The 16,885-nt window shown below is 66.6% G+C and carries 17 protein-coding genes; 9 read left to right on the top strand and 8 right to left on the bottom strand.

Features of this window, described 5'->3' with window-relative positions:
- Nucleotides 1-3: 3 nt before the first annotated feature.
- Nucleotides 4-516: a YcgN family cysteine cluster protein gene (locus ACQR1D_RS10145; protein ID WP_315804199.1), complete on the bottom strand. Its 513-nt coding sequence runs from the start codon at nucleotides 514-516 to the stop codon at nucleotides 4-6.
- Between the two features lie 342 nt (nucleotides 517-858).
- Here ACQR1D_RS10145 and ACQR1D_RS10140 point away from each other — a divergent pair, with 342 nt between their 5' ends.
- From ACQR1D_RS10140 to ACQR1D_RS10120, 5 genes are all read left to right on the top strand, one after another.
- Nucleotides 859-3,138 carry a transglycosylase domain-containing protein gene (locus tag ACQR1D_RS10140; protein WP_434893817.1) on the top strand — a complete coding sequence of 760 codons (2,280 nt, stop codon included), beginning with the start codon at nucleotides 859-861 and terminating at the stop codon, nucleotides 3,136-3,138.
- A gap of 14 nt (nucleotides 3,139-3,152) precedes the next feature.
- Nucleotides 3,153-3,734, top strand: a complete 582-nt coding sequence (locus ACQR1D_RS10135) for a DUF1214 domain-containing protein (RefSeq protein WP_315716128.1) — start codon at nucleotides 3,153-3,155, stop codon at nucleotides 3,732-3,734.
- Complete coding sequence (locus tag ACQR1D_RS10130) at nucleotides 3,731-4,315, top strand: DUF1254 domain-containing protein (RefSeq protein WP_315716127.1); 585 nt, start codon at nucleotides 3,731-3,733, stop codon at nucleotides 4,313-4,315. Before ACQR1D_RS10135 ends, ACQR1D_RS10130 begins: the two co-directional genes overlap by 4 nt.
- A gap of 119 nt (nucleotides 4,316-4,434) precedes the next feature.
- Nucleotides 4,435-4,938 carry a CYTH domain-containing protein gene (locus tag ACQR1D_RS10125; RefSeq protein WP_434893818.1) on the top strand — a complete coding sequence of 168 codons (504 nt, stop codon included), beginning with the start codon at nucleotides 4,435-4,437 and terminating at the stop codon, nucleotides 4,936-4,938.
- Nucleotides 4,939-5,046: 108 nt separating this feature from the next.
- A complete protein-coding gene (locus tag ACQR1D_RS10120) occupies nucleotides 5,047-6,537 on the top strand; it encodes an acetyl-CoA hydrolase/transferase family protein (protein WP_316182583.1) in 1,491 nt (496 codons plus the stop codon).
- A 27-nt stretch (nucleotides 6,538-6,564) separates the two neighbouring features.
- Here the strand turns inward: ACQR1D_RS10120 and ACQR1D_RS10115 are convergent, their stop codons facing one another.
- Complete coding sequence (locus ACQR1D_RS10115) at nucleotides 6,565-7,326, bottom strand: hypothetical protein (protein ID WP_315804205.1); 762 nt, start codon at nucleotides 7,324-7,326, stop codon at nucleotides 6,565-6,567.
- A 19-nt stretch (nucleotides 7,327-7,345) separates the two neighbouring features.
- A complete protein-coding gene (locus ACQR1D_RS10110; RefSeq protein ID WP_315804206.1) occupies nucleotides 7,346-7,534 on the bottom strand; it encodes a hypothetical protein in 189 nt (62 codons plus the stop codon).
- Nucleotides 7,535-7,932: 398 nt separating this feature from the next.
- On the opposite strand from ACQR1D_RS10110, the gene ACQR1D_RS10105 reads away from it, so the two are divergent.
- Complete coding sequence (locus ACQR1D_RS10105; RefSeq protein WP_315804207.1) at nucleotides 7,933-8,886, top strand: DUF2336 domain-containing protein; 954 nt, start codon at nucleotides 7,933-7,935, stop codon at nucleotides 8,884-8,886.
- A 31-nt stretch (nucleotides 8,887-8,917) separates the two neighbouring features.
- Here the strand turns inward: ACQR1D_RS10105 and ACQR1D_RS10100 are convergent, their stop codons facing one another.
- From ACQR1D_RS10100 to ACQR1D_RS10090, 3 genes are read right to left on the bottom strand one after another with little or no spacing between them, the layout of a single operon-like run.
- The gene (locus ACQR1D_RS10100) at nucleotides 8,918-9,268 is read right to left on the bottom strand and encodes a DUF1491 family protein (protein ID WP_315804208.1); all 351 of its coding nucleotides are present in this window, start codon (nucleotides 9,266-9,268) and stop codon (nucleotides 8,918-8,920) included.
- A 49-nt stretch (nucleotides 9,269-9,317) separates the two neighbouring features.
- The gene (locus ACQR1D_RS10095; RefSeq protein WP_316182579.1) at nucleotides 9,318-10,010 is read right to left on the bottom strand and encodes a peptidoglycan-binding domain-containing protein; all 693 of its coding nucleotides are present in this window, start codon (nucleotides 10,008-10,010) and stop codon (nucleotides 9,318-9,320) included.
- Nucleotides 10,003-11,766, bottom strand: coding sequence for a PAS domain-containing sensor histidine kinase (locus tag ACQR1D_RS10090; protein WP_434893819.1), 1,764 nt, complete (start codon nucleotides 11,764-11,766; stop codon nucleotides 10,003-10,005). The genes ACQR1D_RS10095 and ACQR1D_RS10090 overlap by 8 nt, the downstream gene beginning before the upstream one ends.
- A 452-nt stretch (nucleotides 11,767-12,218) precedes the next feature.
- On the opposite strand from ACQR1D_RS10090, the gene ACQR1D_RS10085 reads away from it, so the two are divergent.
- Together ACQR1D_RS10085 and ACQR1D_RS10080 are read left to right on the top strand one after the other, a co-directional pair.
- Entirely contained in the window at nucleotides 12,219-12,680 is a 462-nt protein-coding gene (locus ACQR1D_RS10085) for a DUF5330 domain-containing protein (protein WP_434837908.1), read from the top strand.
- 74 nt (nucleotides 12,681-12,754) lie between these two features.
- A complete protein-coding gene (locus ACQR1D_RS10080) occupies nucleotides 12,755-13,180 on the top strand; it encodes a SufE family protein (RefSeq protein WP_434837907.1) in 426 nt (141 codons plus the stop codon).
- A gap of 9 nt (nucleotides 13,181-13,189) precedes the next feature.
- Here the strand turns inward: ACQR1D_RS10080 and ACQR1D_RS10075 are convergent, their stop codons facing one another.
- Entirely contained in the window at nucleotides 13,190-13,606 is a 417-nt protein-coding gene (locus tag ACQR1D_RS10075) for a MucR family transcriptional regulator (protein ID WP_315716114.1), read from the bottom strand.
- A 229-nt stretch (nucleotides 13,607-13,835) separates the two neighbouring features.
- A complete protein-coding gene (locus ACQR1D_RS10070) occupies nucleotides 13,836-14,756 on the bottom strand; it encodes a hypothetical protein (protein ID WP_315804344.1) in 921 nt (306 codons plus the stop codon).
- 441 nt (nucleotides 14,757-15,197) lie between these two features.
- On the opposite strand from ACQR1D_RS10070, the gene ACQR1D_RS10065 reads away from it, so the two are divergent.
- Nucleotides 15,198-16,850: a glycosyltransferase family 39 protein gene (locus tag ACQR1D_RS10065; protein WP_316182575.1), complete on the top strand. Its 1,653-nt coding sequence runs from the start codon at nucleotides 15,198-15,200 to the stop codon at nucleotides 16,848-16,850.
- Nucleotides 16,851-16,885 lie beyond the last annotated feature (35 nt).

The raw sequence follows: 16,885 nt of genomic DNA, 5'->3' as shown, positions 1-16,885 counted from the left end.
GCGCTATTTCGGCCGACGCTTCAGCTTGGCCCGCTTCGGCAGCAGCACCGGCCACTGCACGATGTGGTCCTCGAGCTGGTCGTCCGGAACGTCCTCCTCGGTGCCCTCGACCCGGCCGCGCACCGAGACGCCGGCTTCATGTACCGTCTGAGGATCGCCCGAGATCAGAGGATGCCACCAGTAGAGATCGCGCCCCTCCGCCACGAGGCGGTAGCCGCAGCTCGGCGGCAGCCACGTCAGGGTGCGGACGTTCTCAGGTGTCAGTCGAACGCAATCCGACACCTGTTCGGAACGATTCGGGTAGTCCTTGCAAGCACATAGCCCGGCATCCAAGAGTTTGCAGGAAATGTGGGTGAAGTAGATGTCGCCGGTATCCTCGTCTTCCAGCTTCTCCAGGCAGCAGCGCCCGCAGCCATCGCAGAGGCTTTCCCATTCCGCCTCGGACATCTCTTCCAAGATCTTGGTTTTCCAGAACATTCCCTCCTGGCCCGAGGGACGTTTGAGCGGTGCGGTCATCGGGCGATTCTCAAAGAGGGCGTGTGGCGTGGCCGCCATCTAGGTGCCCGGCCCCGAGCCGCGCAAGGGGCTTTGCCGGCTTCAGCGACACGTTAGCTTTGTGCATCAAATTGTGAGCGGAACCATTGGTTTGTGACCCCCGCTCGGCTAGATAGATGATTGAGTCACTCCGGCGGCGGCGCCGGCACGCGGCTTGGGGTCAGGTGCTCGGGTTCGGGCGGCTGACTGTGCAGTGCCATGGGTTTGCCGCAACAATCGCGCAAGACCCTTCGATGGCCCCCAGCCCACTTGCTGAGTGCTTTCGAAGCCAGCTGACACGCTTTCGAAACGACCAGGGTTCCCGTGCGGCAGATCATTCCAGACGATTGGAAGAAGCGGATCAACAATTTCCGCCTGGATCTCGACGCCCGCTTCGATTCGGCGCTGTTCTCCTCCCTGCGCGGCACCCGTGAACTCTACGAGCGCTATTCCGCGTTCATGGACCGCTTCTATGTCGGCGGCTGGAAGCGCTGGGTGTTCGTCGAGCCATTGTCGGAGGCCGCCACGATCGGCCTCGGCGGTCTGGTGTTGATGCTGGCGCTGGCGATTCCCGCCTTCCGGGAAACCGCCGACGAGGACTGGCTGAAGAAGTCCGACCTCGCCGTCACCTTCCTCGACCGCTACGGCAACCCGATCGGCAGCCGCGGCATCAAGCACAACGATTCGATTCCGCTGGAGGACTTCCCGGACAATCTGATCAAGGCGACGCTCGCCACCGAGGACCGCCGCTTCTACGACCATTTCGGCATCGACATCGCCGGCACGGCGCGTGCCCTCGTCACCAACGCCCAGGCCGGCGGCGTCCGCCAGGGCGGCTCCTCGATCAGCCAGCAGCTCGCCAAGAACCTGTTCCTGTCCAACGAGCGCACCATCGAGCGCAAGGTCAACGAGGCGTTCCTGGCGATCTGGCTGGAAACCCGCCTGACCAAGAACGAGATCCTCAAGCTCTATCTCGACCGCGCCTATATGGGCGGCGGCACCTTCGGCGTCGACGGCGCGGCACACTTCTATTTCAACAAGTCGGTGCGCGACATCAACCTCGCCGAAGCCGCGATGCTGGCCGGCCTGTTCAAGGCGCCGACCAAGTTCGCCCCCCACATCAACCTGCCCGCCGCCCGCGCCCGCGCCAACGTCGTGCTCGACAACCTGGTCGATGCCGGCTTCATGACCGAGGGCCAGGTGTTCGGTGCCCGCCGCAACCCGGCGTTCGCGGTCGACCGCCGCGACGAGAGCTCGCCGAACTACTTCCTCGACTATGCGTTCGACGAGATGCGCAAGCTGGTCGACACGTTCCCGAAGTCCTACACCGAGCGCGTCTTCGTGGTGCGGACCTCGATCGACATGACCGTGCAGCATGCGGCCGACGAGGCGATCGAGAACCAGTTGCGCCAGTTCGGCCGCGACTATCACGCGACCCAGGCGGCAACGGTCGTTTCCGACCTGGACGGCGGCATCCGCGCCATGGTCGGCGGCCGCGACTACGGTGCCAGTCAGTTCAACCGCGCCGTCGACGCCTACCGGCAGCCGGGATCCTCGTTCAAGCCGTATGTCTACACCACCGCGCTGCTGAACGGCTTCAAGCCGACCTCGATCGTGGTCGACGGCCCGGTCTGCATCGGCAACTGGTGCCCGCAGAATTATGGCCATTCCTATTCCGGCTCGGTGACGCTGACGCAGGCGATCACCCGCTCGATCAACGTCGTGCCGGTCAAGCTGTCGATCGCGCTCGGCGGCAAGGAAGGTCCGAAGGCCGGCCGCGCCAAGATCATCGAGGTCGCGCGGCGCTTCGGCCTCAAGGCGCCGCTGCCCGACACCCCGTCGATGCCGATCGGCTCCGACGAGGTCACGGTGCTGGAGCATGCGGTCGCCTATGCGACCTTCCCGAACAAGGGAAAGGCGGTGACGCCGCATTCGGTGCTCGAGGTCCGCACCGGCGCCGGGGACCTGGTCTGGCGCTGGGACCGCGACGGGCCGAAGCCGAAGCAGGCGATTCCGGCCTCGGTCGCCGCCGACATGGCCGGCATGATGAGCCACGTCGTCAGCGAGGGCACCGCGCGCCGCGCCGCGCTGGACGGCATTCCGACCGCCGGCAAGACCGGCACGACCAATGCGTATCGCGACGCCTGGTTCGTCGGCTACACCGGCAACTTCACCTGCGCGGTGTGGTACGGCAATGACGACTATTCGCCGACCAACCGCATGACCGGCGGCTCGCTGCCGGCGCAGACGTGGCACGACATCATGCTCGCCGCGCATCAGGGCGTCGAGGTCAAGGAGCTGCCCGGCGTCGGCATGGGCGAGAAGCTGCCGCAGTCCGCGTCCGCCGCGATGGCACAGGCCGGCCAGCCGAAGGCCCTGGAGATCAAGCCCGGTCCGCCGCCGATCCTGACCCGCCGCGGCGCCGAGGTGCTGGTTCAGGTCGAGAAGATGCTCGACGATGCCGCGCGCGTCGCCGAAAAGAGCGCGCCGGCGGATCCGCGCAAGCCCGCCAAGCCGGTCTCATCGAGCGCGCTGGCCTTCCCCGAGAACTACGCCGCGGCAACGGCCGACGGCGTCGCCACCCCTGCCCTGCGCAAGAACTGACGTCAGCGATCCCCGTGCGGCTGCTCTTCATCACCTTGGTCACGCTCCTGATCGCCACCGGCGTCGGCATCGGCGCGACCTGGATGACGACGACCCGCGGCACCGAATTCGGCACGCTGACGATCGGCGCCTGGACGGCGCGTCCGAAAACCGGCACGGCCGATGTCGACCCCTATGCGCGCGCGACCATCACCCGCAATGGCGAATTGCCGATCGGCACCGGCGACGGCGTGGCCTTCACCGCCACCACAGACGACAAGAGGAAGCCGCTCGACGGGCGCTGCGACATCCTCGTCAGCGGCGTCACGCCGCCCGCCCGCTTCTGGACGCTCACGCTCTACGACCGCAAGGGCCACCTCGTCGCCAACACGCTGCAGCGCTACGGCTTCACCAGCCAGGAGCTGGTGCGAGGTGCCGATGGCTCGTTCGAGATCCGCGTCGCCGCGCGCTCGCGCTCCGGCAACTGGCTGCCGACCGGCGGCATCGAACGCTACGCGCTGATGCTGCGGCTCTACGACACGCCGGTCGGTGTCGCGACCCGCACGCAGCGTGACGCGCCGATGCCCTCGATCACGACAGTAGGCTGCCCATCATGATCCGGCTGCTGTTCACGGTCGTGGTCGGCGTGCTGCTCGGCGGCGTGGTTCATCTCGTCAGCGTGCTGGCGCTGCCGCGGATCTCGACCCAGGACGCCTACTCCCGGCTGACGCCGATGACCAAGCTGAACGCCGTGACGCAATTGCCATTGGCCGACCCCGGCAATTCACCGATGCCGTTCATGGATCCGGCGTTCGCGATGGCGATCTGCCGCTACGATCTGTCGGACGGACCGCTGAAGCTCACGGTCCCGGTGAGCCAGGCCTATACGTCGGTGTCGTTCTACACGCGCAACGAGATCGCCTACTACGCCATCAACGACCGCTCCGCCGGCAAGCGCGTGATCGAGCTCAACCTGATGACCGAGGCGCAGCACGAAGACTTGCCCGAGGACGAGGAGATCACGGCCGCCGACCGGCTGATCATCGATTCGCCGACGACGACCGGTTTGATCGTGCTGAAGGCCCTGGCCGCCGAGCCGGGTCTCATGCCGCAGGCGCAGGCCTCCCTTGCAGCGGCGAGCTGCGGCGTACAGACCGAGGCACCGGCCAAGGCCGAGAAGCCGCGCGGCAAACGATAAGTCAATACGACGTCCGGAATGAATCTGACAACGCTCTCTTCATCCTTGGTGGCATAGTCGTCGTCGCGCGCCGCTGCTATGACGTATCAGGACGGCGGCGCTTCGCTCAACATCAGGTCATGCCTCTCGAAATCGAACGGAAGTTTCTCGTCAAGTCCGATGCTTGGCGGGATCAGGCGACGCACAGTGAACGCCTTCGCGACGGCCTCGTCGCACGTCAGGACGGCCTCAAGGTCCGCGTTCGCTGCTATGGCAACCGGACGACGCTGTGCGTGAAGAGCGGCCGCCGCGGTCTGGCCCGGGATGAATTCGAGTACGATATTCCCGCGGACCACGCAGCGGTGCTGTTCGCGCATTGCGCGGGACGCATCCTCGAAAAGACGCGTCACTACGTGCCGGCCGAAAGCGGCGTCTGGGAGGTCGACGTCTACCACGACGCGCTCGACGGCGTCGTCATTGCCGAGATCGAGCTGCCGACCGAAACGACCGTCGTGACCCTTCCCGACTGGGTCGGCGACGAGGTCACCGGCGACCCGCGCTACAGCAAGGCCAACATGCTGACGGAGCGCTCGCGCGCGGCGAAAGTCCGGGAGCTGCGGCGCGCGCGCCTTGCAGGGCTGTGATGCACGCACGGGCCGTTGCGGCTTGACCCCTGTCAAATCATACGTCGAGGGCACACCTTAAACAGCGCGGACTTGGCGGTCTGAACGATCGCGCATGGAGTTTGCACGATGAGTTCATCGCAGGTGATGTCACAGGCGCTGCGCGCCAAGATCATGTCGGCCGACGAGGCTGCCGCGCTGGTCGAGCCCGGCAACCATGTCGGCATGAGCGGCTTCACCGGGTCGGGCTACCCGAAGGCGGTGCCGCTCGCGCTGGCGCGCCGGATCGAAGCGGCGCATGCGCGCGGCGAGCCGTTCCGCGTCGGCGTGTGGACCGGGGCGAGCACCGCGCCCGAGCTCGACGGCGCGCTCGCCCGGGCTGATGGCATCGACCTGCGCCTGCCCTATCAGTCCGATCCGGCGACACGACAGCGCATCAACGCCGGCAGCATCGACTATATCGATCTGCATCTCAGCCATGTCGCACAGTTCGTGTGGTTCGGCTTTCTCGGCCATCTCGACGTCGCCGTGATCGAATGCGCCGGCATCCTGCCCGACGGGCGGCTGATCCCCTCGACCTCGATCGGCAACAACAAGACCTGGCTCGATCTGGCTGACCGCGTCATCATCGAGGTCAATTCGTGGATGAATCCGGCGCTGCTCGGCATGCACGACGTCTACTACGGCACCCGCCTGCCACCGCATCGCAAGCCGATCCCGATCGTGGCGCCCGGCGACCGCATCGGCGAGACCACCTATCGCTGCAATCCGGACAAGGTCATCGCGGTCGTCGAGACCCATGCGCCCGACCGCAACACCAGCTTCGCCGCGCCCGACGATAACTCGGGTGCGATTGCCGGCCACATCCTGGAGTTCTTCGAACACGAGGTGAAGCAGGGCCGCCTGCCGCGCAACCTGCTGCCGCTGCAATCCGGCGTCGGCAATGTCGCGAACGCCGTGATGGCCGGGCTCGATGACGGCCCCTTCCCGCATCTGACCGCCTATACCGAGGTGCTGCAGGACGGCATGCTGAACCTGATCCGCTCGGGCCGCATGGATCTGGCGTCGGCCACCGCGCTGTCGCTGAGCTCGGAAGCTGCGGTCGAATTCAACCGCGAAATCGAGTTCCTGCGCGACCGCATCGTGCTGCGGCCGCAGGAGATCTCCAACCATCCCGAGGTGATCCGCCGGCTCGGCGTCATCGCCATGAACGGCATGATCGAGGCGGACATTTACGGCAACGTCAATTCGACCCATGTGCGCGGCAGCAGCATCATGAACGGCATCGGCGGCTCCGGCGACTTCGCCCGCAACGCCTATCTGTCGATCTTCATGACGCCCTCGACCGCCAAGAACGGCACGATCTCCTGCATCGTGCCGATGGTCACCCATGTCGACCACACCGAGCATGACGTGCAGGTCCTCGTGACCGAGCGAGGCCTCGCCGATCTGCGCGGCCTGTCGCCGAAACAGCGCGCCCGCACCATCATCGACCAGGCGGCGCATCCGAAATTCCGGCCGGCGCTGGCGGATTATTTCGAACGCGCCTGCCGCGATTCGACCGGCAAGCACACGCCGCATCTGCTCGAGGAGGCCTTCCGCCTGCTCAGGCCGGATTGAGCGAAGCGGCGTGCGACCGCGTGCGGGCTAGCCCCGCGTCGTCAGCGGCCGTTCGATCAGGGGCCGCGCCGCGACCGGCGGATTGGCGGTCTGGGCCGCCAGTTCATGGATCAGGCGATCGGCCTCGGCGGCCATGCCGTCGGGCGCCTGCAGCACCAGGCGCTCCAGCGCCCAGCGATAGGACGAGACGCGCTGCTCCAGGCTGATCTGCACCCACTGTACGATCAGCGAGTTCTCCTGCATGCGCGCGACCGCGTCGGCCTTCTCGCGCGGCGAGAGCTCGGTCATGTATTTCATGCTGGCATCGCGCTTGCGGTCGAGATCGATGACGCGGATCGCCGAGGCGAAGAACGGCTCGAAGCGGGTGATGTCGTCGCGCACGTCGTCGATCAGTTGGGTGTAGCGCGAGGCGTGCGAGCGGTGCGGCTCGTCGATCAAGGCGCGGCCATAGGCGGTGCGGTCGAACACGACCTTCTGGCGCCAGGGCGAGGCCGACGGCTGATAGTCGCCGAACACGCTCTTCCAGGCGGGGCGCGAATGCGGCGGCTCGATCAGCGGATAAGCGAGATCGCGCAGCTGGCGCTCATTGTCGGTGAGCTGGAACTGCGATGGCATGACACCGACGCTGGCGGTGGCTTCCGCGCCGATCCATTTGTGCATGTCGTCATTGCGCATGTCGGCGCGGGTGCGGCCAAAATCGCCGCCGCTGCAGGCGCCGAGCAGGTCGCCGACGAGGACGAGCGCGAGGACCGGCAGCGCGCGCCGGACCGGATTGACGATGGCCGGCATTCCCATGTCCCCCGACCTGTCAGCGGCGACGGCGGCGGCGGCTTGGCGCTGTGCCCTCGCGGGGCCCGCGATCGTCGGTCGTGGTCTCGCGCTCGATCCGAACGACGGGAAGAATCAGGATCGTTCCCATGCCCTCCTGCGGCGCGCCGGTCACGGCAGGCCGCGCGCGACGCGAAACGTCCGCCGGGAATTCAATGATGGTCGCCATGTCCACTCTCTTTCGTGCCCGAAGTTCTTACCCCCTGAAAACTCCCCGTCGCCCGAACTTCGCAGGCAAGAGGGCACGCAGAACTGACGATCACGAATGCCGGCGCATGACGCTGCACTTTGGCATTCGGCGCGGCGAAGATCAGGCTGGGCGCGAGACGCGGCCAAGGCGAGATCATCGAACGGATCGATTAAGATCAGGACGTGGTTAAGAGGATATTAATGCGCGGGCCGCCCGACACGGATCGCGTGCACCGGTGGGAGAGAAGGCAAGCCGGCGTTGCGCCTTTGTCTCACCGGGTCATTTCGACCCATCTTCACCGATTGTTTTCCTTAACGCCGCATTAAAACAACTCCGCTCTAATCGGCGCAACGATTGCCGAAGTTGCGTACCCCGACATGACAAGATCATCGCTGTTCCCCGGCTTCGACGGGTTGCTCACGCTCTCGCGCCGCGAGGGCGTCGACATCAAGCCCACTCTGCTGCGCGTGCTGACCGACCTCTATGTCCAGGCGAGCGCGCATTCCGCTGACGAGGAGCGGCAGTTCGTCGAATTGGCTTCCCGTCTGGTCGACGACGTCGATGATGCGACCCGTGCGGCGGTGCGTGCGCGGCTGGCGATCTATCCGGCGACGCCGATCGAGATCCTGAACAAGCTGGGCTTGCGCCCGGCGCAGAGCGAGCCGGCGCCGCCGCTCGCCGGCCCCATTCCCGCATCGCTCCGCTCGTCGTCTCCGATGCCGCCGCGCGACGACGCATCGTCGGGACTGTCGATGCAGCCGAAGGATGCCGCCGAGCTGAGCGAGATGTTCATGCGCGCCGCCTCGCACGAGCGCATCGCCATCCTGCAGAACCTCGCCACCACGCCGCTGAGGCCCGCCGCGCCGACGCCGTTGCACCGCGCGGTGCATGCGATCGAGGCGCTGGAGATGGCCGCCTTCAACGCCGACGTCGAGACGTTCACGATCGAGCTCGGCGAGAGCCTGATCCTGCCCTCACGCATGACCCTCGAGGTGGTCAACGATCCCCATGGCGAGCCGCTGGCCTGTGCCGCAAAGGCGCTCGGCATGCCAGCGCCGGTGTTCGAGCGCGTGCTGCTGTTCCTCAAGCCGGAGATGGGCCAGTCCGTCCAGACCGTGTTTCGGCTGTCACGCTTCTACGAGCGCCTCAGCGAGCGCGCGGCGCTGATCATGCTGGCGGCCTGGCGCGGCTCGGGCATGGCGGCGATCAGGGCCAAACATCGCACGATGCTGTACGACGACGAGCGCCAGTCTGTCCGCGCAGGCGGAGCGCGGCCCGGCACAGCGACGCGACCGATCGTGCGCACGGGCACCGACGGCTTCAAGCGCTGACGCGCGATCACCGTCGCGGATCGGAGGATGATCAGGGACGCTCGCGCACGAGATCGAGGAAATGACGGCCCTGCCTGTCCTCGGTCTCGATGATCCAGGCGTCGGGATCGAAGCGCAGCTCCTTGACGAGACGCTCCTCGACCTGCGCTTCCGCGATCGGCTGCGGCGATACCGGTACGAAGAAGCGGTCGATCGGCCGGCTGTCGTCATAGACGGTCTGCGGCGCGGGGACATAGAGCTGCGCCGTGCCGTCCATCAGCGCGACCTTGACGAACACCGCGCCGGCCTCCTCGGCGCCGCGGTGGCGGATCGCGCTGAACGCGCCGGCCGACTGGCAGCGCCGCAGATAGGCGCTCACCCAGATGCTGGTCTTCAATCGCATGATGGTTCGATGCAGGAGCAAGCGCGCTGCACGTCGCAGCCGCCCTGCTCTATTCGATCGGGTGACCGATGACAATCGCAAGCTCGCGCACCAGGCGGTCCGACACCTGGCCGGTCACCGGCAGCTTGCGCTCACGCTCGAACTTCTGGATCGCGGCCTGGGTGTCGGAGCCGACCATCCCGGTGGGCTTCAACTGGCCATAGCCATATTCGGTCAGCGCACGCTGGACCGCCGCGACACGGCGGACATTGCCGCCCTGCTGCGTCGGCTGCGGACGCGGCACATTGCCCTGACCGCCGCTGACCGAGCGGACGAGATCGGCCAGGGGATCGGCATATTTCTGATCCGGACGCGCCTCGGTCGCGCGCTGCTCGACCGCCCTCTGCTCCGCCGCCCTGGTTTCGGCGGGCCGCGTCTCGATCACCTTCGGATCGAGCGGCGAGATGTCCATCGGCCGGGGCCGCGGCAGCGGATTGGAGCTCGTCAGATTGGGCGGAATGGTGACGATCGATCCGAACATCGGCGCCGGATGCGGTCCCGATTGCAGGAACACGGCATTGACGATGATGGCGCTGCCAGCCGCACAGGCCAGCAGGCCCGCAAACAGATCCTTCGGGCTGTAGAGCATGGCCCGCAGCAGCCAGCCGCGCTCCTCCGCCACGTCGACGACGGCCGCAGCCGCAGCGGCGCGCTTGCGACGGCGCGGCGGCGCCGGATCATCCTCTGCAGCTCGTCTAGGCACTCTTCTTCACCTGCATGACCTGCCCTGGCTGGGCGGAGCGCGAGGGTGACAGCGGCGTGACGGTGGCGCCGGCGGCCGCCTCGGCCACGAAGTTGATCGGCAGCGCGATCGTGACCGTGGTCCCCTCGTCGATCTTGCTTTCTATCGACATTTCGCCGCCGTGCAAGTTCACGAGGCTCTTGACGATCGACAGCCCGAGCCCGGTTCCCTCGTGGCGCCGCTGGTAGGTCTTGCCGGCCTGAAAGAACGGATCGCCGATGCGCTTGAGATCATCGGCGGCGATGCCGACGCCGGTGTCGGTGATTCGCAGCAGCAGGCGCGCGCCGTCGACGCCGGCAGAGACCGTGACACGGCCGCCGCGCTCGGTGAACTTGATGGCATTGGAGACGAGGTTGAGCACGATCTGCTTGAAGGCGCGCGGATCACCGGTGACCATCGGCAGGTCCTGCGGCACGTCGGCCGACAGATCGACACCGTTCTCGCGCGCCCGCAGCGCCAGCAGGTTGCAGCAATTGATCAGCGCAGCGCGCGGCGCAAACGGCTCCGGCGTCAGCTCGAAATTGCCGGACTCCATCTTCGACATGTCGAGGATACCGTTCACGACCGACAGCAGATGCTGGCCGGAATCGTTGATGAGCTGCGCGTATTCGCGGCGCCGCGCCGCATTCAGCACCAGAACCTGCTCCTGCATCAGCATCTCGGAGAAGCCGATGATGGCGTTCAAGGGGGTGCGCAGCTCGTGGCTCATGGTGGCGAGGAATCGCGTCTTCGCGGCGTCGGCGCGCTCGGCGGCGCTGCGCGCCAATTCGAGCGCCTGCTCCTGCAGCTTGCGGTCGGTGACGTCGCGCATGACCGCGACCACCTCCTGCTCCGATCCGCCCGGCACCACGCCGATGCGGTCGAGCGGACGGCAGCGCATTTCGACCCAGATGAAATCGACCGGATGATGAAAGCCGCGGCCCTCGCCCGGCGCATCGCGGCGCAGGCGGAACTCGACGCTCGAGGCTTCGCTGCCGCCCGCCGCTTCCGACAGCGCCGTGAGGTAGGCCGGCCGGTCGGCGACATGGACCCGTTCGAACAGGCCGTGGCCGTGCAACTGCGCGACCGGCGCGCCGAGCAGCGTCTCGGCCGCCGGCGAGATGAACATGACCGCGCCGTTGCGACGGTGACGGGAGATCACGTCGCTCATATTACGTGCGAGCAGGCGATAACGCTCCTCCTCCATCGACAGCAGCGTCACGCCGGTGCGCGCGAGCGTGTCGGCGGCAAAGGCGAGCACGGCCGCATAGAGCGTGGCCGAGGCGACGCCGAACGCGAGCAGCCCGGTGCGCAGGGCGGGGTTGATCTCGGGCTTCGGCAGCCACCCGAAATGACCGATGAGGATGAGCAGCAGCGCGCAGCACAGTGCGAGCCCCGCGGAGAACACGACGACGCGGCGCGAGGCCGAGAACGAGGCTTCCAGGGGTACGACGATCAGCCACACCGCGGCAAAGGATTCGATGCCGCCGGTCTCGATCGACACCGCCATGATCAGCGCCGACAGCGCCATCGACGACAGCGCGCAGGCGCTCTCGTAGCGGCCGGTGCGTGACAGATACCAGGACAGCAGAATGGGCGCGATCAGCCAGGACAGCGCGCCGACCTCGAGCGCGCTCGGCGCACCGCGTAGCGCGAGATAGGCGGGAAACACGGCGAAGGCGGCGAGGCTGCCCAGCAGGCGCGGCGCGATGAAGGCGCGATGACGCGCGCGCGTCATCGCATCAGTTCGAGCCGATGGATGCAATAACGCATCGAGACAATCGCGGATGATACTCAACACACTCACGGCTCTCGCGCCTCGGCCTAATCGGTGGTTCTCACAAAGAGAACGCGCCGGGACGCCCCCTGTCGTCGGAAGTCACCGTGTCAGACTCGCATTAAGCGAACGCTAAGGTCCAGACTGCGGTGAGCCCGCCATTCGGCCGGGATGGTGAATGCATCGTTTCCGGCCGGGCCTGCGGTTGCGAAAGCGGCGCGATCTACAGCCGGTTGCACGGCGCGGGCGCCCGACGCCAATGAAAAATTGACTCCGAAAAAAATCCAGCGCCCGGCTTCGCGAAATCTCAACCAATTAAGCCCAATGCAAGCAGTCGCGACATAGAACAATCAGCTGCGATCCCGTTGCGCGATTTGAGCACGCGAGATCAGCAGCACGGTCGGGGTTGCGTGATGTTCTTTCTGCTTCGGATGGCGTTCTGGCTCGGACTCGTGCTGGTGCTGCTGCCGCGCGAGAAGAGCCCGGACGCCGACAAGCTGCCGCAGATCAATGCACACGAAGCCGTGCAGGCCGCGACCGCGGCCGTCTCCGACATGAGCCAGTTCTGCAAGCGCCAGCCGCAGGCCTGCGAGGTCGGCGGCCAGGCCGCGACCGTGATCGGCCACCGCGCCCAGGAAGGCGCGCGCAAGATCTACCAGATCATCACCGACAAGGCCGAAGGCGCGGAGAAGCCCGCCGGCGCCGACAAGGTCATCGGCCCGGTGAAGCCGGCCAGTCTCGACAAGCGCGGCAACGATCACACCGGCTCGATCGACGCCCCCGTGCTCGAGGAGATTCCGCCGGGCGACGCGCCGGCCGATACGCTCTCGACCGACGATCTCGCCGTCGAATGGCATCTGCCGCCGACGCCCTGAACCGGCGGAACCGACTGTCGCTTTCGTCGTCCCGAACGCCTATATGAAAGCCGACATCGGGACCGAAGAGCATCATGACGATCGACGACATCCGCGACAATTTCGCCCTGCTCGACGACTGGGACGACCGCTACCGCTACGTGATCGAGCTCGGCCGCACCCTGGCCCCGATGCCGGAGGACGAGCACTCCGCCGCGAACAAGGTGCAGGGCTGCGCCAGCCAGGTCTGGCTGTCCAAGCACGTCGATCACAGCAGCGCCGTGCCGGTCCTGAACTATCTCGGCGACAGCGACGCCCATATCGTTCGCGGCCTGATCGCAATTCTGCTGACGCTGTATTCGGGGCGGACGCCGCAGGAGATCATGACCATCGATGCGCCCGCGGTGTTCGACGAGCTCGGGTTCCGCGAGCATCTGACGCCGCAGCGCTCCAACGGCCTGCGCGCGATGGTCGAGCGCATCCGCGCCGACGCCCGCGTGGCGCTCGCCGCGGCGTCCTGATCGGCTCGGCTACTTCTCCCGCTCGGGCCGCTGCTGGCCCAGGCCCATCTTCTTGGCAAGCTGCGAGCGGGTGACCGCGTAGTTCGGCGCCACCATCGGATAGTCCGGCGGCAGGTTCCATTTGTCGCGGTATTGTTCCGGCGTCATGTTGTACTGCGTGCGCAGATGTCGCCGCAGCGACTTGAAGCGCTTGCCGTCCTCGAGGCAGACTAGATAGTCCGGATGAATCGATTTCTTCACCGGCACCGCCGGCCGCGCCGGCTCCGGCGCGGGCTCGCTTCGTCCCGCTGCGACCCGCGTGAGCGCCGCATGCACCTGGCTGATCAGAGAGGGAATCTCGGCCGCCGGGGTCGGGTTGTTGCTGAGATAGGCCGACACGATGTCGGCCGTCAGATCGATAAAGCTCTTGCCGACCGCTTCGGTCATTGACCCCTCATCCCGCTCCGCCCTGTGACCGTCGATCGCAAGTATCCCTCGATCGCAAGTATCACTCGCGCCGAGTGGCAGCGTTGTCTCGCGATTCTGCAAGCAATATGGGCAAATGACTGGCAAAATGACAAGATAGTGAGGACTTCTTCTTGAGAAGTCTGTCACCCGCCAAGTAGTGTGTACCGTATGCCAGCCGGGTTCAACCTGACCGTGTGATCCCGCTGCCTCAGGTCCGGCCTTCGAGATGGGCGCGCAGCTCGTCGATCGACGCAAAGCGCATCATCCCTTCGGGCATCTGCGCCTCGATCGAGCCGTCGGAATAGAGCGAATAGGCCATCCCATCCACCACGCCCGACTTGACGATGCTGACGGCCGGCGCGTCCAGATCCTTCGGCTCAGGCGGCGGCGGGGTTGGCTCGGGATCGACGAAGGCCGGGGCGGCCCGCGCCAGGCGCCGCGGGAACGGCGGGCGCAGAGGCTCCGGCGTCCGCTCCGGTCGCGACCAGCCGTCCGACGCGCCCGGCTCGGTCGCGGCAGGTTCGTCCAGCGGCACGGGCGGCGGGGCGCTGAGGGGCGGTGACCGGAAATCCGTCGGCAGCGGCTCGGCGCCGCGCTTCTCCGCGCGTTCCCGCTCCCGGCGCGACGACGCAAACAGCAGATTGCGCTTGGGCCGCTCGGCGGGTTCGGACGGCGACTCGGCGGGATCCCGCAAGGACTCGGAAGCGCGCAGCGAGCTTGACAAGGGAGACGAGGACAGCGGTGAGGACGACGACAGCCCCGAGGACAAGGGGGCCGACAGGTCCGGCATGCGGGGACGCGGACGCGGCGAACCGCCTTCGCGCCAGACATCTTCTGTCGGCGGCACCGGGGCGGTCTCGAAGTCGGTCGTCCCGGCGGCAGGTGGGAGCTGCAGGGGCCTGGCCTCGGACTCGGCGCCCGAACGCGACCTCAGCCGGCTCGAAATCACCTTCAGCTCGTTGAGGACGGCCGCCAGTCCGAACAGGATCAGCCCGCTGCACACGCCAAGGGTCCCCGACAGGATCAGCGTATTACCGACGCTGAACTCCTTGACCGGAATTCCCCAGGCGATCGCCCCGAGCCCGGCCAACACGGCGAGGGCCCCGGCGGCCAACATTGCACTCATCATCGAACTCATCCCCTAATGCGCCGGTTCCGGGCGGTGTCCCGACCGAAATCACATTAGATAGCTGCGGTTGCGCGCGTCCTTGAATCCGGTTTCTAGTCCAAATCCGCGACGATTTGCAGCGGAAGTTCGTCCAAGACCGCCGAAGTTCGTATCCGACCTGTGCCGCCCGCCACGATCCCGCCACAATACGGTTCAGCCAACCCTCGGAATTCCTAGAGGTTCCTCTCGGGTTCTCCCGGTCCTTCTGGTTCAGCGGGCGTTCATTTGGCTGTGCCAATATGGCGCTTAGCAGCCGAAATTCGGGTCCCCGCTGCGCTGCGACAAGGCGTGCCTCCCATATTTTCGACACCTCCGAACACGGGACGCGCTATACGCAGGCGGGGAACACAAGCCTGAAACGCGGAAGCGGGGTCGCCAGGGGACGCCGGGTCACACTCAGCCATGACAACGATAACCACTTCGGTCCTCGAGACGCCGACGCGGCGGTCCCTCGAGCGGACGTATGACGATCTCGCCGTGTTCGTGCTCGCCGCAGTCGCGGTGGTGGCCGGACTGACGTTCCGGGATTACGGCCTCGGCTGGGACGATTACACCCATGCCGAATATGCCGATCTGTTGCTGCGCATGTACGGCTCCGGTTTCAGGGACCAGGCGGCGCTGTCGTTCGCCAACCTCTATATGTACGGTGGCGGCTTCGACATGGTTGCAGCCCTGCTGCACAAGATCATGCCGCTGGAATTGTTCGAGACCCGCCGGCTGGTCGGGGCCATCGTCGGGCTGATTGGCCTCGGCGTGACCTGGCGCCTGGCGCGCCGCATCGGCGGCCCCGTGGCCGGCCTCGCCGCGCTGCTGCTGCTGGCGCTCTGCCCGATCTTCTACGGCCACATGTTCATGAACCCGAAGGACGCGCCCTTCGCGGTCGCCATGGTGGTGCTGCTGATGGGCCTCGTGCGCCTTGCCGAGGAGTATCCCTACCCCTCGCCACGCACCATCCTGATCATCGGCCTCGGCGCCGGCTTCTCGATCGGCTCGCGGATCCTCGGCGGCATGGCCGTGGTCTACGCCATGGTCGGCTTCATGCCGCTGTTCATGGAGGAGTACCGCACGCAAGGGCCCCGCGAGGCGATCCGCCGCTTCGCCCACGTGCTCTACGTGCTGATCCCCGGCCTGATCCTGGGCTACCTGATCATGGGGTTGATCTGGCCGTGGTCGATCATCGAACCGGCCAACCCGTTCCGGGCCCTGACCTACTTCTCGCATTTCTTCGAGAAGCCGTGGAAGGAGATGTTCGACGGGGCGCTGGTCTCGGTGCCCGACATGCCCTGGTCGTATCTGCCGACGCTGTTCGCGCTGCAACTGCCCGAACTGATGATCGCGCTGTTCGTCGCCGGCGTCGTCGCCTCGATCATGTCGCTGTCGCGGCCCGACATGCCGGCGCGCCAGAAGAGCATCCTGTTGATGCTGACCCTAGCGGCGACGCTGCCGATCCTGATCGCGATCGTCAAACGCCCGGCGCTCTACAACGGCATCCGCCATTTCGTGTTCGTGATCCCGCCGATGGCGCTGCTCGGCGGCATCGCCTTCTCCTGGCTTCTGTCGTGGCTCAACGCCGACGAGCGCCGGAGCTGGCAGCCGGTGGCGATCGCCGCGTTCTGCTTCGGCCTGCTGCTGCCGCTGGCGGAGATGATCCGGCTGCATCCCTATCAGTACACCCACTTCAACTTCATCGCCGGCACCGTGCGCGAGGCCGACACCCGCTTCATGCTCGACTATTGGGGGCTGGCGCTGAAGCAGGCCTCCGACGGGCTGAAGGAACAGCTCGACGAGCGCCAGGAGGTGCCGCCGATCGGGCACAAATGGAAGGTCGCGGTCTGCGGCCCGCAGCGCCCCGCCCAGGTCGCGCTCGGCCCCGATTTCACCATCGGCTGGGACAGCCATGCGGCCGACTTCGCCATGACGCTCGGCGAGTTCTACTGCAAGGGACTGACGGCCCCGGTCATGGTCGAGATCAAGCGCGATGACGTCGTGTTTGCCCGGGTCTACGACATCCGCGGCCGCAGCATCTCCAGCCTGCTGTCGATCCCGGCGCCCTGAGCGGCCTGCTCAGCCGAACGGCATGACTGCTCCCC

The organism is Bradyrhizobium sp. HKCCYLRH2047 (assembly GCF_051168175.1).
Classification (GTDB): Bacteria; Pseudomonadota; Alphaproteobacteria; order Rhizobiales; family Xanthobacteraceae; genus Bradyrhizobium.
Note: the sequence above shows the minus strand (reverse complement) of the source record. Positions and strands in the feature narration are given on the sequence as shown.

Excerpts from the sequence above, each read along its gene's own strand:
- ACQR1D_RS10145 (WP_315804199.1), bottom strand. The coding sequence starts at position 516 with ATGACCGCACCGCTCAAACGTCCCTCGGGCCAGGAGGGAATGTTCTGG.
- ACQR1D_RS10130 (WP_315716127.1), top strand. The coding sequence starts at position 3,731 with ATGATCCGGCTGCTGTTCACGGTCGTGGTCGGCGTGCTGCTCGGCGGC.
- ACQR1D_RS10125 (WP_434893818.1), top strand. The coding sequence starts at position 4,435 with ATGCCTCTCGAAATCGAACGGAAGTTTCTCGTCAAGTCCGATGCTTGG.
- ACQR1D_RS10120 (WP_316182583.1), top strand. The coding sequence starts at position 5,047 with ATGAGTTCATCGCAGGTGATGTCACAGGCGCTGCGCGCCAAGATCATG.
- ACQR1D_RS10115 (WP_315804205.1), bottom strand. The coding sequence starts at position 7,326 with ATGCCGGCCATCGTCAATCCGGTCCGGCGCGCGCTGCCGGTCCTCGCG.
- ACQR1D_RS10110 (WP_315804206.1), bottom strand. The coding sequence starts at position 7,534 with ATGGCGACCATCATTGAATTCCCGGCGGACGTTTCGCGTCGCGCGCGG.
- ACQR1D_RS10105 (WP_315804207.1), top strand. The coding sequence starts at position 7,933 with ATGACAAGATCATCGCTGTTCCCCGGCTTCGACGGGTTGCTCACGCTC.
- ACQR1D_RS10100 (WP_315804208.1), bottom strand. The coding sequence starts at position 9,268 with ATGCGATTGAAGACCAGCATCTGGGTGAGCGCCTATCTGCGGCGCTGC.
- ACQR1D_RS10090 (WP_434893819.1), bottom strand. The coding sequence starts at position 11,766 with ATGACGCGCGCGCGTCATCGCGCCTTCATCGCGCCGCGCCTGCTGGGC.
- ACQR1D_RS10085 (WP_434837908.1), top strand. The coding sequence starts at position 12,219 with ATGTTCTTTCTGCTTCGGATGGCGTTCTGGCTCGGACTCGTGCTGGTG.
- ACQR1D_RS10080 (WP_434837907.1), top strand. The coding sequence starts at position 12,755 with ATGACGATCGACGACATCCGCGACAATTTCGCCCTGCTCGACGACTGG.
- ACQR1D_RS10075 (WP_315716114.1), bottom strand. The coding sequence starts at position 13,606 with ATGACCGAAGCGGTCGGCAAGAGCTTTATCGATCTGACGGCCGACATC.
- ACQR1D_RS10070 (WP_315804344.1), bottom strand. The coding sequence starts at position 14,756 with ATGATGAGTGCAATGTTGGCCGCCGGGGCCCTCGCCGTGTTGGCCGGG.
- ACQR1D_RS10065 (WP_316182575.1), top strand. The coding sequence starts at position 15,198 with ATGACAACGATAACCACTTCGGTCCTCGAGACGCCGACGCGGCGGTCC.